The following is a 16597-nucleotide window of genomic DNA, read 5'->3' on the forward strand; positions in this document are numbered from 1 at the left end:
CCTTGAATTAATTTATCGCATATATATTTTACCATATTATTTTAAAATTATTTATTGGTTTTTTCTATAAATTAAAAAATGGTATAATATAGTAAATAAGCAGGTGATTTAATGACACAAAAATCTGAAAGTATAGAAATAATGTTCATACTAACACTAATCGGAGGATTCTTGGATAGCTACAGCTACATTACTCGTGGAGGAGTGTTTGCATTCGCACAAACAGGAAATCTCGTGTTACTCTCGATAAATATTTGCTACGGAAATTTGGACAAAATAGCCCGCTATATCATGCCGATTATCGCATTCATATTGGGAACAACTCTGGTTAGAATTTTTGAGAAAAAATACAAATACATGAAAATCGTACATTGGAGACAAGTAATCATAGTGTTCGAAGGAATAATCCTAGCATTAGTTGGATTTGTACCGGAAAATTTGAACAAATTAGCATGCCTTTTAATATCATTCGTCTGCGCAATGCAAATTGAAGCGTTTAGAAGATTCAATGGAGTTGATTTGATGACAACAATGTGTACAGGAAATTTGAAAAAAGCAACCGACAGACTCATCGACTACTTCTACACAAAAGATAAAAATCTTCTCAAAGCATCATTTACAACATATGCTGCAATCTTGATTTTCATAATGGGATGTACAATCGGAACACTCACATCGTTTGTTTTCTCGACCAAATCAATCTTCATACTTCCTGTAGTCATACTCATTGCATTCATCATAATGCACGAAACAGAAAGGAGCAAAAAATGAAACAAATGAAAAATCCAAATGAAACAAATGGATATGTAATGCTCTACACAATGCAAGATAAAAGATCACTAGACGTATTAAAAAAAGAAAAAAGATTCATCAACAAAATGGAATATGCAAGTGAACATTTAGGAGACATCTACGAATTTTTCAGAGAAAAATACACGTATTTCGTCAAACAAGCAGAAACAATCGTCCCCAAACCAGACGATGTAAAACTACCGATTTGGTGTTCAGTCAGTAACAGAAACTGCATGAGACCAGACGAAAACTCCGTAGCATATTGTTTAAAAGTTCCTGCAGAAAAGATAGTCTATCTTGACGGATCAAAATGGGACTACGTACTCAACAACCACTACGTCCCAACAGATGAAGACGATTTGAAACAATACTACAAATATTTAAAAGACCATAGAATGCCCAACCCATTTATAATAGGCTCCGAAGATTATAGATATTTGTATCCTGAAGAATACAAAAAAATATATGAAAGCTACAAAAAAATATTCGACATAGATAATTGGAACATCTTCCAAGTCCAAGGAAACATCTGGGAAATCACAGAAGACATGATCATCAAAGTATTCTACCATGACGACCCAATAGACATATCAGAAGAAAATTTAATAGACTATTTGTAAAATGAAAAAATCATCCAAAGCTAAGAATATCATACGGAGAAAATAAGTATAAATCCAAGTGAAATAAGCCGTTAAAAAATCGCACTGTTTGAGCGTCAGCGAGGCTCTCGATTTTAGGCTTATAAGCTTAGGATTTATTTATTTTTGTAGTCTAGATATTCGTGCTTGATGATTTTTAATAAAAATAATCTAAGTTAAGCAACTAAAAAAATCATCCAAAGCTAAGAATATCATACGGAGAAAATAAGTATAAATCCAAGTGAAATAAGCCGTCAAAAATCGCACTGTTTGAGCGATAGCGAGTTTGCGATTTTAGGCTTATAAGCTTAGGATTTATTTATTTTTGTAGTCTAGATATTCGTGCTTGATGATTTTTTGTTTTACACACTGAAACTACATCTGTAGATAAATTCCAAAAAGTAGATTACCAAAATTACTTACAGATTTTCCTTGGAAAAATCCGACAAATTTCGCCGAAAAAATTCTCGTAAATTATTACCTGTAATTTTGGTTTTCTACTCATCTTTGTTCTTCCCTATAAAGTATTTTAATAAGCATCAAAAAAAGCAGTTAAGCCTTATTGCTAAGAATATCATACGGAGAAAATTCAAGTTGTTTCAAATCGAAGAAACCCGGCTAAAATTTGACCGCCGAACGTAGTGAGCTTCAAATTTTAGGGTTTCGAGATTTAGAAATAACAAATTTTCGTAGTCTAGATATTCGTGCAATATGCTTAACTGCGTAAAACTTATCTATGTTAGCAAAGCAAATTCAAACAACAAACTTTTCTACACAAAATCCCTCATTTCAAAATCAAGTATGTTGATAATTTACAAAAAGTAGATTACCAAAATTACTTACAGATTTTTATGAAAAAAATTCGACCAACTTGACTCTAAAAAAATACAAGGTAGATTATTACCTGTAATTTTGGTTTTCTACACATCTTTTCTTTTCCCTATAAAGTATTTTAATAAGCAGCGAAAAAAGCAGTTAAGCCTTATTGCTAAGAATATCATACGGAGAAAATTCAAGTTGTTTCAAATCGAAGAAACCCGGCTAAAATTTGACCGCCGAACGTAGTGAGCTTCAAATTTTAGGGTTTCGAGATTTAGAAATAACAAATTTTCGTAGTCTAGATATTCGTGCAATATGCTTAACTGCGTAAAACTTACCTATGTTAGCAATGCAATCGTGCTTGATGATTTTTTTGCTTTACAAACTGAAACTACATTTGTAGATAAAAAAAAGCAGCTAAGCATATGTGTAATATGCTTAACTGCGTGTATTTTACCTATGTCAGCAAATCAATTACTTACCTATGTCAGCAATTACCTACTTCTTTTCTCTTTTCTTAAAAAACACAAAAAATGCACCAGTAATCACGATTAAACAAGCGATGCTTATTAAAATATGCTCGTTGTCTATTCCCGCTTGTGGCAATATTTGTGTACTAGCCAACATTATGTTATTTTCTGTTTGACCGTAGCTTATGTTGTATCCAATGTGCATCAGAAACATCATCACTGCTAGCACATATATCGTTAATTTCTTTTTCATATTCTCCCCCCATTACCCTCACAACTATTATATATTTTGTACTAATATTTTTCAATATAAAATATTTTTTTCTAACACATTTTAGTTGGGTCGACGTATTCGTCAAATTCTTCTTCTGTTAGAATTTCCAAATCTAGCGCTGCTTGTTTTAATGTTGTGTTGTTTTTGTTCGCGTATTTTGCAATGGTACTTGCTTTGTCGTAGCCAATTTTCGTGTTAAGAGCTGTGACTAGCATCAACGAATTTTTCAAATAATAATCGATGACTTCTCTGTTTGCTTTGAGTCCTCGAAGACAATTGTCTGTAAAAGATTTCGTAGCGTCTTTGATAAGCCTTACAGATTGCAATGCGTTGTAAATAATCACAGGCATGTAGACGTTGAGTTCGTAGTTTCCTTGGCTTGCTGCGACTTGAATTGTCGTGTTGTTGCCCATTATTTGCACACAAACCATTGTCAATGCTTCTGCTTGTGTTGGATTTACTTTGCCAGGCATGATTGATGATCCTGGTTCGTTTGCTGGAATTGACAATTCTCCGATTCCACATCTAGGACCACTCGCCAAAAATCTAACATCATTTGCAATTTTCATCAAATTATTGGCAAGGGCTGTGATTGCTCCATGAGTAAAGCTTATTGCATCTTTTGATGTTAGTGCATGGAATTTGTTTTCTGCAGTGACGAATTCTCCGTTTGTTTGTTTGTTGATTTCATCTACTACCATTTGGTCGAATCCTTTAACTGCGTTGAGTCCAGTTCCCACAGCTGTAGCTCCAATTGCAAGTTCATTCAATGCTTTGCTTGCTTCAATGATGTGTTGTTTTCCTTTTCTAATCATGAAAAGCCATCCAGATATTTCTTGTGACAATCTTAGTGGTACTGCATCTTGCAAATGTGTACGTCCGATTTTTATTATGTCTTTGTTTTCTTCCATCAATTTTTCCAAGACTTTTTCAGTGTTTTCAAGTTCTTCGATTAGTTCTGAATCAATCATGTGTTTTAATGCAATGTGGATTGCAGATGGAAATGTATCGTTGGAACTTTGGGATTTGTTTACATCATCGTTCGGATGAATGATGTTTTCTCCATACTTTTTGTTTGCGATATGAGCGATGACTTCGTTCACATTCATGTTGGATTGCGTTCCAGATCCAGTTTGCCACACAGCAAGTGGAAATTCATTGTCGTGTTGGTGATCCAAGATTTCATCACACGCACCCACAATCAAATCCTTCTTTTCGTCTGATAATTTTTCCAATTTGTTGTTTGAAATCGCACAGGCTTTTTTTAATCTTGTAAGTGCTTTGATGACTTCAAGTGGCATTTTTTCTGTTCCAATTTTAAAATTGTTGAAACTTCTTTGAGTTTGCGCTCCCCACAACACATCGTCATTTACTTCGATTTCTCCGATAGAATCCCTTTCAATTCTCATTTTTTCCTCCAATTACAATTCAAAATTTATTTGTTCTCTATTATTAATCAAACTTTTGTATCCTAGATAAAGCGACAAGAAACTTGCAATGTTAACGCTCGCACAGATGGCTATCATCACAGAAATCTGATAAATTATCGCAGTGTTCGGGCTAACTCCGGATAGGATTTGTCCTGTCATCATTCCAGGAAGACTTATAATTCCCATCGCAATCATGCTGTTCAAATTCGGTAGTATCGCCATTTCTACCGATTGATTTACGATTGGAATTAAAGCTGTATCTGCTTTTACTCCCAAATTAATCAGCGTTGTGATTTTGTTTTTGTTCAGTTTCAAATTTTCGTTTAAGTAATTGACTCCCAAATTCACAGCCGTCATCGTATTTCCGAAAAGCATTCCAGAAATTGGAATCGCGTATTGTGCATCGAAAATCGGTTTTCTGATGACAAATCCAACGTAGAAACACTCCACGAGTAATCCCGAAAATAATATACTAAGTCCTATAATCACCTTGAATTTGTCCGATAAATTATTTCCTTTGAACACTTTTAAAGTGCTGAATGTCGCCATTATCAATATGTAAATTATTACAAATAAATTGTTGTTCGCATTTATAACATAAGTTAGGATGAAACCTACGATAATAAGTTGCACAGTCATTCGAAAACTCGCTATTATCAGTGTCTTTGCTTTGTTGATGCGGCATTTTTTCATTACGAATAACACAAACAACAAAAGCAGATAAATTAACACAAACCTCGTCCATGGTATTTTAATTATTCCCATTTCAATCTCCTAAATCTATTGTTTTGTCTGCAAATTCATCCACCAAATTTCTCGCGTGACTCACAACTACAAGAGTAATATCATTGTGTTTACAATAATCCACGATATTTTTCATCATATTAAAAGCAGTATTGCTATCCAATGCGCTTGTCGGCTCATCCAATAACAAAACCGCAGGTCTCATGCTAAGGGCAATTGCCAAGAACACCCTTTGCTTTTCTCCGCCGGAAAGTTTCTCAACATCGAGGTTTACATCGACATCGAAATCTGCGATTTTAAGAAATTTCACAATCTCATCGTCTGTTAAGTTTTCCAAATCTCGCAGTTTATAAAACTCATGGAAATTTTCTTTTATTGTCATGTCGAACAAGAAATTTTCTTGGGAAGTCATCATGATGTTTCTTCTCAATTCAACAGGCTTGATGTTCAAAATATTCGTATCTTTGTAGAAAATGCTTCCCGATTTCATCTGTAAAGTGTTATTGATAAGTTTGAGAAGAGTGGACTTGCCGCTTCCACTCTTTCCCACAACAAAAACTATTTCGTTTTTATTTATAGTAAAATCATCGTATTCCTTGATGAATTTAACATTTTCAAATCTCAATATTTCCATTTAAAATTCTAGTTGCTCCTTGAGTGCAGCCTTGAATTTTTTCAGAATTTTCTTCTCCATTCTGCTGACAGTCATTTGCGAAATATCCAATTCCTCTGCGATTACGATTTGTGTTTTCTTGTCAAAATATCTTCCCAGAAGAATTTTCCTTTCAACTTTGTTCAAATCTTGCATGCATCTATTGATTAAATCTCTGTTTTCGAACTTCAGCATGTCCTTGTCTTCTTCTCCAATCAAATCGCTAAGATTAGTTTCCCTGTCTTCATTTGATTGATCGATCGATTGATCCAATGATTGTGGGGCGTAAACCTTCGCTCCTTCCAACACTTCCAACACTTCTTCGTTTGATATCGACAGATAATCTGCGATGTCTTCAACTGTTGGAGATTTTTGCATTGTTTGTGACAAATGAACCTTAGCTGTCGCAACTTTTTTGTTGAGTTCTTGAATTCTGCGTGGAACTCTGATGACCCAGCCTTTGTCTCTGAAATATTTTTTGATTTCTCCGACTATTGTAGGAGTTGCATAAGAGGAGAACTCGTAGCCTTTTAATGGATCGTAGCGGTCAATCGCATAAATCAGTCCGATACATGCGACTTGGTACAAATCATCGTATTCGATTCCCCTTCCTGTGTATTTTTTTGCTAATATTTCAGCGATATACAGGTTTTTTTCCACGAGAGTATCCCTTGTTTTCTTGTCTCGTGTTTCTTGGAATTTCAAGAATAATTCTTTAATATTTTCCTGTTCTTCTTTACTAATTGATTTATTCGCCATAATATTATTTCCTATTCTTGATAACTTTTATCTCACTTCCATTGATTTCGTATTCATCCATTAATGATTGGATAATCATTTCTGATATTTTATCCTTTTCGTTGTGTTCACGAGGATTGGATCCGTCTAATTTGAAAATTAAACTAAGAGATTCATTGTCAATAATCATCGTGCAGTCGATGATTTCGGATCTATTTCTCTGCAAATTCAAGCACTCACTAGCACACAATTTGATATCTTCGATATCATCTAGTGAAAACCCACATTTCATCGCAACGAAAGATGCTGAAAGTCTTATAAGAGATACATTTTCTTTTTCATTTTGAAAACTTAATCTGAATTCTTCCATTATATCTCCTTTATTACGAAAATCTTGTCCATTTCAGTTATAGTGAACACTTTGTTGACGTGTTTTTTGATGTTATCAATGTAGATTTTGTGGTTGTTATCTTTGATTTCGTTATACACTTTAATCAACGCACCAAGTCCAGTTGAATCTATAAATGAAAGATCTGTCGCTTCTATTCTGATGTCTTTCGGATTTTTGTTGTATTCTTCCAATAAATCATCTCTGAATTCGTCACAAGTATTGATGTCCAAATCACCTTGAACACGCACAATTATCTCATCTTTTGTGACTATATCGTAATTTAATTGCATAATTTTCTCCTTATTCTTCAAAATATTTAGCTACAGCTACTATTGCATCTTCGCCCTTATCTGTATTTTTCAACAATACACCAGATGTGTTTCTTGAAAGTGTGGATATTCCTTCTGCTTTTATTCTGATAACCTCAGCTTGTTTGCTAATCAAAAGAATCTCATCTTCGTTTTTCAATGCCTTAGCACACGCTACATCTCCTGTTTTCTTGGCAATCTTGTAAGTTCTGATACCTTTTCCACCTCTATTTTGAGTAGTGTAGTTGGACAATTCAGTCTTCTTACCGTAACCATTTTCACTGATAACTGCCAAGAATTCATTGTCTTTTACCAAATCAAATGAAATAACCTCATCGTCTTTGTTAAGAGTAATAGCCTTTACTCCGATGGCATTTCTAGATAAATCTCTCAATTGATCCACATTAAATTGCAAACTCATTCCTTTTTTAGTGACGATAATTACTTCTTCATTCTTTTCGACAAGTTTCACATCGATAAGCTCGTCACCCTCGTCGAATTTGATAGCTATGATACCAGTTTTTCTGATATTTTCGTACAAACTCAACGAAGTCTTCTTCACTTTACCTTTTTTAGTGATAAATATTATAAATTGGTCGTTTTCTTTTTCCTTATCCAATGCCAAAACTTGTGTAACATTTTCGTCGGCATCTATTTGGATAAGATTGATGATGTTGGAACCTCTCGCTGTACGGCTTGCTTCTGGTACTTCGTAAGCTTTTAGTGAGTAAACTTTTCCTTTATTAGTGAAGAACAACAAATCTTGGTGAGTTGTGGTTGCGAACATATCTTTGATGAAATCTCCGTCTTTCATTCCCATAGCATTCACGCCACGGCCACCTCTGTGTTGAACCTTATATGCATCAGTTGAAATTCGTTTGATGTAGCCTTTGTTAGTGATAGTGATGAACATGTCTTCTTCTTCCAAAAGTTCCATGTCTTCAAAATCTCCGTCATCTCGTAGAATTTTAGTTCTTCTATCGTCTGCGTATTTTGTTTTAATTTCTGATAATTCGTCTTTGATTATTTCTAACAACATGTGTCTATTATTCAAAATTTCTGTCAATTTTTCAATCAAAGCACTCAATTCGTCAAATTCATTTTGTAGTTTTTCTTTTTCCAAACCTTGTAATCTTTTAAGTCTCATGTCCAAGATTGCTTGTGCTTGGATTTCTGAAAAGCCAAATCTTTCCATCAATTTTTCAAGTGCATCATCATAACTTGTTCTGATAATGTGGATAATTTCATCGATATTGTCGATTGCTTTCAACAATCCTTCAACGATGTGAATTCTCGCCTTCGCCTTGTTCAAATCGAATTGCGTTCTTCTTCTAACGACTATTTCTTGGTGAACAAGATAATGGTCGATTAATTGTTTGAATGTCAAAACTTTTGGAACGCCATTTACAAGAGCAAGGTTGATTATCCCAAATGTAGTTTGCATTTGAGTGTACTTGTACAAATTGTTAAGCACGATATTTGGATTGGCATCTCTTTTTGTTTCGATGACAATTCTCATACCTTTTCTGTCTGATTCATCTCTCAAATCGCTAATGCCTTCTATTTTCTTTTGTTTTACAAGGTCTGCGATTTTTTTGATTAAATTGGATTTGTTGACTTGGTAAGGAATTTCTGTGACGATGATTTTGAATCTGCCCTTTGATTCCTCGATTCTAGCTTCTGCTCTTAGTCTAACTTTTCCACGTCCTGTAGTGTATGCATTCTTGACTTCTTCAAGTCCCATGATGTTTCCACCTGTTGGAAAATCAGGAGCCTTGATGTATTTCATCAATTCTTCAATTGTTATATTTGGATTGTCAATCGTTGCTATTAATGCATCAATTGTTTCTCCCAAATTGTGTGGAGCCATATTTGTCGCCATACCAACAGCGATACCACTGGATCCATTTACGATTAAATTTGGAAATCTGGATGGAAGTACAACTGGTTCTTGTTCTTCACCGTCGTAGTTGTCTTGGAAATCAACAGTGTCTTTGTTGATGTCACGCAACATTTCAAGTGCAAGTTTGTCCATACGCAACTCCGTGTAACGAGGTGCCGCAGCTCCGTCACCGTCGATTGAACCGAAGTTACCTTGGCCATCTACAAGTGGATATCTCATGTTGAAATCTTGTGCAAGTCTTACAACTGCATCGTAGATTGCAATGTCACCATGAGGGTGATATTTACCCATTACTTCCCCTACAAGTCTTGCGGACTTGGAGTATTTTCTATCTGGGAACAATCCTTGTTGTTGCATTCCGTAAATTATACGTCTGTGAACAGGTTTCAATCCGTCTCTTACATCCGGAAGCGCACGAGATACAATTACACTCATAGAATAATCCAAATATGCACTTTCCATTTCTCTTTTCAAATCAGCTGGTTTTATATTGAGTTTTCTTTCTGTCATATTATTCTCCTAAGCGTCAATGTTTTGTGCATAAACAGCGTTTTGTTCTATAAATTCTCTTCTTGGTTCTACATTGTCTCCCATCAAAACATCGAATGTGTTGTCAAGTTCGTTCTCGTCTTCACCGTCGATTTCAACTTTGATAAGAATTCTGTGTTCAGGATTCATTGTAGTATCCCACAATTGTTCTGCATTCATTTCACCAAGACCTTTGTATCTTTGAACTTTGATGTTACTTCTTTCGCCGTATTTTTCCAACGCTTCTTCCAATTCTTGTTCTGTGTAGCAATATTCCATTACCTTAACACCTTTGATGATTCCGTAAAGTGGTGGTTGTGCGATGTATACGTGACCTTTTTCCACTAATGGCTTCATAAATCTGTACAAGAATGTAAGTAGTAGAGTTCTAATATGCGCTCCGTCGACGTCGGCATCGGTCATTATTACGATTTTGCCGTAACGAAGTTTACTGATATCGAAGTTCTTGCCGATTCCCGTTCCAAATGCAGTAATCATCGCTTTGATTTCTTCTGAATTTAGAACTCTTTCAAGGTGAGCTTTTTCTACATTCAAGATTTTACCTCTCAATGGCAAAATAGCTTGGAATTTGTTGTCCCTGCCACCTTTTGCAGAACCACCGGCAGAATCCCCTTCGACAAGGAAGATTTCGTTGTATTCGATGTCAGAGCTTTGGCAGTCGGCAAGTTTTCCAGGAAGTGTCGTATTGTCAAGCACTGATTTTTTACGAACCAAATCCCTCGCACGTCTGGCTGCAAGTCTTGCTTTTTGTGATGCCAATGCTTTTTGGATAATTGTTCTTACGATTTTTGGATTTTCTTCAAAATAAAAACTCAAATGCTCATAAACAACGCTGTCTACAACAGTTCTAGCTTCTGAGTTACCCAATTTTCCTTTAGTTTGTCCTTCGAATTGTGGATTGTTAAGTTTTACTGAAACAACCGCAGTGATACCTTCTCTGACATCATCTCCAGACAAATTATCGTCTTTTTCTTTTAATATATTTTTGTTTCTTGCATAATCGTTAAGGGCACGCGTAAGTGCGGATTTGAATCCTACAACATGCGTTCCGCCGTCAACTGTTTTGATGTTGTTAGTAAAGGAAACTATCGTTTCATTGTAGCTTTCAGTATATTGCATAGCTATTTCAACTTTTGTAGTGTCCTTTTCTCCTTCGATATACATTACCTCGTGATCCAAAGGCTTTTTCGATTTGTTGATGTATTCTACAAATGATTTGATACCACCTTCGTAGTGGAACAATTCCTTGTAGCCGTCTCTTTCATCGGCAAATTCAATCTTCACGCCCTTGTTCAAAAACGCCATTTCTCTGAATCTTTTTGCAAGGACATTTCTATCGAAATTCAAAGTTTCAAAAATCGTATCGTCCGGCATGAATTCAATCGTAGTTCCAGTTCCTCTGACATGTTCCTTTACAACAGTAAGTCCTGTTACAGTTTTTCCTTTTTCGAATCTTTGCTCATACATCTTGCCGTCTCTTTTTACTCTGGCAATAAGGTATGTACTCAAAGCATTTACACAACTTACCCCAACTCCGTGAAGACCACCTGAGTATTGATAAGCATCGTTTGAAAATTTACCACCTGCGTGAAGCACTGTAAGTACAGTTTCAAGAGTTGATTTACCTGTTTTTGGGTGTGTTTCAACAGGAATACCAGAACCGTCATCTTCTACGATAATGGAATTGTCTTTTTTAATAGTAACCTTAATCAAATCACACACGCCAGCCAACGCCTCGTCAATCGAGTTGTCGACTACTTCGTAAACCAAATGGTGTAGACCTTTTTCATCTGTAGAACCGATATACATCCCTGGTCTGACACGAACCGGTTCCAATCCTTCTAATACTGTAATCTGATCTGCAGTATATTCTCTATTTTTCTTCATTATATTCCTTTCATAAAGTTATTCATCAAATAATTGCCACTGATATTTGACTTGTAAACTCCTCTATTAGTTATGACTATAGACCTTATAGTAATGCTCTCATCCTCATTCACAAATTCCACGTTTTTCGTATAATCCAAATCATCCTTCTTGAAATCTGTGAAGAATCTATCCGAAACATTAACCACAGCTATAATCTCTTTTTCATCAATTAATGTGTTGTTGCCAATATCCAAATACATATCATTCACCTATTTTTATCGTGTACAAACCTTCCGGTGCTCTTTCTGATGTAGTCAGAAAAGCTTGGAAATCCTTGATATATCTGATGATGTAGTTGATTCTGTAATCGTCAAGTTCACTGAATACATCATCTAATAAAATAATTGGCATTCTATCATTATAAAATCTACTCAAATCCAATTGCGCAAGCTTCATCGATAAAATAGCAGTTCTCACCTGAGCCTGAGATGCAAAAAACTTAGCCTGTTTGTCGTTGATTAAAACATCCAAATCATCACGATGGATACCTAAATTAGTTTGCTTATTTTCCAAGTCCTTTTCCAAAATATCTCTCAAACTCTTGTAATAAGTGTTTTTTTGATCAGTCATATCCTCTACATATCTAATCGAAAATTTATTTTCCATGTACAAATCGTCATTCTCATCACTCAAATTCTTGCACACATTTTTTGCGATAAGATGAAGTCTTTCGACATAACTTTTTCTCTTGTGCATAATGTATGAACCAAAATCTGATAATTGAATATTCAACGCCTTCAACTGCTCATTAAAATACGAATTGTACCTGTGGTTTTTGATGAGCTTGTTTCTCTCATCCAACACTTGATTGTATTGTTTCAAAACAGTCCTGTAATAATTGTCCACACCACTTATGGACTCATCCAAGAATTTTCTTCTCAACGATTTCGACTCTTTAATTATCTTCAAATCGTCTGGCTTAAACACAATACACTCAAAATATTCGTTGTATTCTTTGATAGTATTCACAAAAGCTTCGTTCACATTAAGTATCTTTTCGTTACTTTTAATAGTAATATCTATCTTATCCTCAAAACCATCATCGTAGACATCCATGACAATACGTGCCTCATCTTCACCGAACTTAATCAAATGAGAATTGGTATTGGTTTTGAAACTTTTTCCCTTCAAAGCTACATTAATAGCTTCCAAAATATTAGTCTTACCCGAGGCATTTCTGCCTACAATAAGATTTAGACCATCACAAAAATCCAATTCTATTTCACAGAAATTCCTGTAATTATATAATTTTAATTTTTGAACGATCATTATTCGACTACGTACTTCTCTCCTTCAAATTCCACAACATCTCCTGGATAAAGCTTCTTGCCGCGTCTTGTTTCAACCTCGTCATTTACCTTAACCAACGATTCTTTTATGAGTTCTTTCGCCATGCCACCAGTTTGTGCGATGGATGCGAATTTTAGAAACTGTTCCAATTTAATAAATTCAGATTCTATCTTGACACTAATCATTATTACCTCCTGCAAGTTTTACTGGAAGGACAAGATAAGTGTAATTCGTATCGTTAAGTGGCTTGAAAACCATCGGTCTTAGACTTCCACTCATATTCAAAGTAATATCGTCATCATCTATTACCTTCAACCCATCCAACAAATACTTCGCATTAAAAGCTATCCTCAAATCCTCTCCACCGATTTCGCACTTCACATACTCATCGACCTTACCAATATCAGTATTAGATGAAATGTGCAATTCATTTCCCGAGAAATCAAGCTTAACCAAGTTTGCCTTGTCTTCTTTTGCCATCAAAGACGCTCTTTCCAACGCCATTTGCAAAGCTCTCTTTTCTATAGTAACTACAGTCGAGAAATCTTGTTTCATAACTTGATTGTAGTCGATGTATTGACCATCAATTAGTCTCGAATAAACATCAGTGTTTTCCAATTTGAAAATAATATTTCCAGTAATAATGTTAAGAGTGATTTCCCCTTCTTCCAAAATCTTGTAGACTTCATTCAAAGCTCTCGCAGGAACAATGGCCTTCATTTCGAATTCACTCACATTACTCAAACAATCAAGTGAAACTCTGTAACCATCCAATGCCACAAACTCAATTCTATCATTCATAATATTGAACAAAACACCAGTCAAATCAGGTCTTGTTTGGTCCATACTCGTAGCAAATGATGTTTTTCTGATAGAATCTCTAAGTTCAGATTGTTCCAAAGTCAATTTAACATCCTTATCTATATAAGGAAGAGATGGAAATTCGTTGGAATCTTGACCTTGAATGTTAAATTCCGTAGACAAACATTTGATGTTGATGTTATTATCGTCAACTTCTATATATATATCGGCGTCTGGAAGTTTTCTTATTATATTACCTATCATTGACGAGTTGATTACAATTTGTCCTTTTTCGTAGATTTCACAATTTGCTCTCGTATCCACGATAAGTTCCAAATCAGTCGCCACAAGACGTAGACAGTTTTCTTCTGCAATGAACAAAATTCCCTCTAATATCTGAATAGTTGTCCTAGATGACACCGCTTTTTGGGCAATGTTGATATGTTTTAGTAATTCTTTTTGAGATATTTTTAATTTCATATTTTACCTTTCGTTTATACAAATAATAATAATAGTTAGTAATAGTAGTAGTAGGGCTGTTTGTATTGTGGATAACTCAAGTTTGTTTGTAATTTGTGGTGTTTTGTCTATTGATAAAGGTGTGTATATCATTGGCACAAACTGTGCTGTTATCAACATTATCAACTTTTCACAATTTTAGTTTAACACTTTAAAGTTATCAACAACTTATCCACATAGTTATTAATATTAAAATGTGGATAGAAAAATTTAAAATACACTTATCCACAATTTTTAAGTTTAATATATTAAGAATTTTGAATGTAATTGATTAGATTTTCAATTTCTTCGTCAAATTCTGAATTTTTCTTGATATCACTCTCAATTTTCTTGATTCCATGCATAACTGTTGAGTGATCCTTGCCAAAACTTGAAGCAATACTAACCAACGAAATATCCAACAATTTTCTGGACACATACATTGCTATTTGCCTTGGATATGCTATTTGTTTGGAGCGTTTCTTGGATAAAAGATCATCTAAAGTGACATTGTATCTATCACACACGCACTCAATGATTAAATCTATAGTTACAGGTCTCAATTGAGTTTCGGCGATAAGTTGTTTTAATACGTTTTTCGCCAAATCCAATGTAATGTTGCCATCTCCTATCAGAGTTTTCTGACCTACAACATTCATTACTGCCCCTTCCAACTCACGAATATTGCTTTTGACATTCATAGCGATATAATCGATTATTTCAGGTGGAAGTGATGTATTATTTCTATCCAAATACTCGTTTACAATGGCCACACGCGTTTCGTAATCTGGTGGTTGAATGTCTGCCATCAATCCCCACTCAAAACGAGACACCAACCTCTCTTCCAATGTTTTGATCTCTTTTGGAGGTCTATCACTGGAAAGGATGATTTGCTTGTTGTGGTTGTACAATTCATTGAATGTGTGGAAAAACTCCTCTTGTGTACCTTGTTTTCCAGCAATAAATTGAATATCGTCAATTAGAAGCACGTCTATATTTCGGTATTTTTGTCTAAATTGTGAATTCTTTTTCGTAGATTTATCTCCAATTGAAGAGATAAGCTCGTTCGTAAATGATTCACTCGTAGTGTAAATAACCCTCGCTTTTGGGTTGTTTTTAAGTATTTCGTGAGCAATGGCATGCATCAAGTGAGTCTTACCCAATCCGGCTTTTCCATGGATAAACAATGGATTGTATGCTGTGGCTGGGTTTTGTGCGACTGCAAGTGCTGCAGCTAATGCTAGTTCGTTGTTTTTGCCTTTTACAAATGTATCGAATTTGTATTTGGCGATTAAATTCTTGCCGTAAGGGCTAAAATCTGTTTGTTCTTCTGCCTGTTCTTGTGTTTGTTCTGGTTGGGTTGCTACAGGATCTTCAATCTTGTATTTTTCCTCAGATTCATCTTCATTTACTAGAATTGATCGTTGACCATCAATATTTTGGTTTTGAATTATATTTTCGTCTTTGTAGTTATCCATTTCGTAACGGTCTATGATGACTACTTTTCTCTTGACATTACTGATGAAATCCAAGTATTTTTGAATATCTTCGTAGTATTTGTTATAGATTGTTTTTTTGGTAAATCTATTTGGAGAAAGCAAAATAAATTCAGTATTTGTTAAATAAAGAGGTTTTAATGGTGCAATCCACGTGTTGAAGTTCAAATCCGACATTTCCTGTTTAAATGTGTTAGAGATTTTTAACCAGAGTTCATCTTTGTCGGTCATTTTTCACCTCGTTTTTTTAGTTATCAACAAGTTTATCCACAAAATGATAAGTTATCCACATGAAATAAATAGCTATTTTTCAAATTAAACAAAAAAAATTTATAATTTATTCACATTTGCACAACTTATCCACAATGTTTTATAGAAAAATAATTGTGGATATTAAATTAGAATATACAGCAAATTCGTTAAGTTTTGAAACAAGAATTCACATATTATCCACAACTTATCCACAATTTGTTAATAAATGCGTACTTTTCATACTTTTTGATACTTTAATTATAGCAAATCATATCTTTTATTACAAATTTATTGAAATTTTTGATAAATAGTTTCGTGGTTTAAAAAACTTATCCCCAAAATGAGTTTAATATTTTAAATTTTTTATGAATTGTGGATAAAAGTTATCCACAAATTTTTGTGTTTTTTGTTTTTGAGTTAAAAAACACCAACATTTTTATTTTCAAATGTTGGTGTTAGTTATCTATTTATTTCCTATGAACATTGTTTCTTGAATGAATTCTTTTATTTTAAGTCCATATCCCCATTTTTCTGCGTATTGGTCTGTGACTTCCTCACTTTTCGCAAAGAAATTTGTAAATCCTGATTGTTTAATGATTTCTGTTACATCTTCTTCCAGAAGA

The 16597-nt window shown here is 34.4% G+C and carries 16 protein-coding genes; 2 read left to right on the forward strand and 14 right to left on the reverse strand.

Features of this window, described 5'->3' with window-relative positions; genetic code table 11:
- The first annotated feature begins 111 nt into the window (after positions 1–111).
- Both ACU68Y_RS02210 and ACU68Y_RS02215 read left to right on the forward strand, forming a co-directional pair.
- Positions 112–771 carry a YoaK family protein gene (locus ACU68Y_RS02210; RefSeq protein WP_002837584.1) on the forward strand — a complete coding sequence of 220 codons (660 nt, stop codon included), beginning with the start codon at positions 112–114 and terminating at the stop codon, positions 769–771.
- Positions 768–1412, forward strand: coding sequence for a DUF3841 domain-containing protein (locus ACU68Y_RS02215; protein ID WP_446755423.1), 645 nt, complete (start codon positions 768–770; stop codon positions 1410–1412). Before ACU68Y_RS02210 ends, ACU68Y_RS02215 begins: the two co-directional genes overlap by 4 nt.
- A gap of 1335 nt (positions 1413–2747) precedes the next feature.
- On the opposite strand, the gene ACU68Y_RS02220 is transcribed toward ACU68Y_RS02215, so the two are convergent.
- The 14 genes from ACU68Y_RS02220 to dnaA all read right to left on the reverse strand — a co-directional run bounded on the left by ACU68Y_RS02220 (position 2748) and on the right by dnaA (position 15953).
- Positions 2748–2972: an LPXTG cell wall anchor domain-containing protein gene (locus ACU68Y_RS02220; protein WP_230582894.1), complete on the reverse strand. Its 225-nt coding sequence runs from the start codon at positions 2970–2972 to the stop codon at positions 2748–2750.
- Between the two features lie 71 nt (positions 2973–3043).
- Complete coding sequence (fumC, locus tag ACU68Y_RS02225) at positions 3044–4402, reverse strand: class II fumarate hydratase (protein WP_446755424.1); 1359 nt, start codon at positions 4400–4402, stop codon at positions 3044–3046.
- A gap of 12 nt (positions 4403–4414) precedes the next feature.
- The gene (locus ACU68Y_RS02230; protein WP_002840844.1) at positions 4415–5188 is read right to left on the reverse strand and encodes an ABC transporter permease; all 774 of its coding nucleotides are present in this window, start codon (positions 5186–5188) and stop codon (positions 4415–4417) included.
- Between the two features lies 1 nt (position 5189).
- Positions 5190–5801, reverse strand: a complete 612-nt coding sequence (locus ACU68Y_RS02235) for an ABC transporter ATP-binding protein (RefSeq protein ID WP_311432972.1) — start codon at positions 5799–5801, stop codon at positions 5190–5192.
- The gene (locus tag ACU68Y_RS02240; protein WP_316531645.1) at positions 5802–6578 is read right to left on the reverse strand and encodes a SigB/SigF/SigG family RNA polymerase sigma factor; all 777 of its coding nucleotides are present in this window, start codon (positions 6576–6578) and stop codon (positions 5802–5804) included.
- Positions 6579–6582: 4 nt separating this feature from the next.
- Positions 6583–6927 carry an ATP-binding protein gene (locus ACU68Y_RS02245; RefSeq protein ID WP_446755425.1) on the reverse strand — a complete coding sequence of 115 codons (345 nt, stop codon included), beginning with the start codon at positions 6925–6927 and terminating at the stop codon, positions 6583–6585.
- Positions 6927–7238 carry an STAS domain-containing protein gene (locus ACU68Y_RS02250; RefSeq protein WP_002837630.1) on the reverse strand — a complete coding sequence of 104 codons (312 nt, stop codon included), beginning with the start codon at positions 7236–7238 and terminating at the stop codon, positions 6927–6929. Before ACU68Y_RS02250 ends, ACU68Y_RS02245 begins: the two co-directional genes overlap by 1 nt.
- A 10-nt stretch (positions 7239–7248) precedes the next feature.
- Complete coding sequence (gene gyrA / locus ACU68Y_RS02255) at positions 7249–9669, reverse strand: DNA gyrase subunit A (protein WP_446765320.1); 2421 nt, start codon at positions 9667–9669, stop codon at positions 7249–7251.
- Positions 9670–9678: 9 nt separating this feature from the next.
- Positions 9679–11595, reverse strand: a complete 1917-nt coding sequence (gyrB, locus tag ACU68Y_RS02260) for a DNA topoisomerase (ATP-hydrolyzing) subunit B (protein WP_446755427.1) — start codon at positions 11593–11595, stop codon at positions 9679–9681.
- Positions 11595–11837 carry a DUF370 domain-containing protein gene (locus tag ACU68Y_RS02265; protein WP_002839878.1) on the reverse strand — a complete coding sequence of 81 codons (243 nt, stop codon included), beginning with the start codon at positions 11835–11837 and terminating at the stop codon, positions 11595–11597. Before ACU68Y_RS02265 ends, gyrB begins: the two co-directional genes overlap by 1 nt.
- Before the next feature lies 1 nt (position 11838).
- Entirely contained in the window at positions 11839–12906 is a 1068-nt protein-coding gene (gene recF / locus ACU68Y_RS02270) for a DNA replication/repair protein RecF (protein ID WP_002837587.1), read from the reverse strand.
- Positions 12906–13112 (reverse strand): S4 domain-containing protein YaaA, encoded by a 207-nt coding sequence (gene yaaA, locus ACU68Y_RS02275; RefSeq protein ID WP_002837593.1) that lies wholly within the window; start codon positions 13110–13112, stop codon positions 12906–12908. Before yaaA ends, recF begins: the two co-directional genes overlap by 1 nt.
- Complete coding sequence (gene dnaN / locus ACU68Y_RS02280; protein WP_002837618.1) at positions 13105–14208, reverse strand: DNA polymerase III subunit beta; 1104 nt, start codon at positions 14206–14208, stop codon at positions 13105–13107. The genes yaaA and dnaN overlap by 8 nt, the downstream gene beginning before the upstream one ends.
- 287 nt (positions 14209–14495) lie before the next feature.
- Positions 14496–15953 carry a chromosomal replication initiator protein DnaA gene (gene dnaA / locus ACU68Y_RS02285; RefSeq protein ID WP_446755428.1) on the reverse strand — a complete coding sequence of 486 codons (1458 nt, stop codon included), beginning with the start codon at positions 15951–15953 and terminating at the stop codon, positions 14496–14498.
- Positions 15954–16597: the final 644 nt, after the last annotated feature.

It is taken from the genome of Finegoldia sp. P1-F-LS, assembly GCF_052932205.1.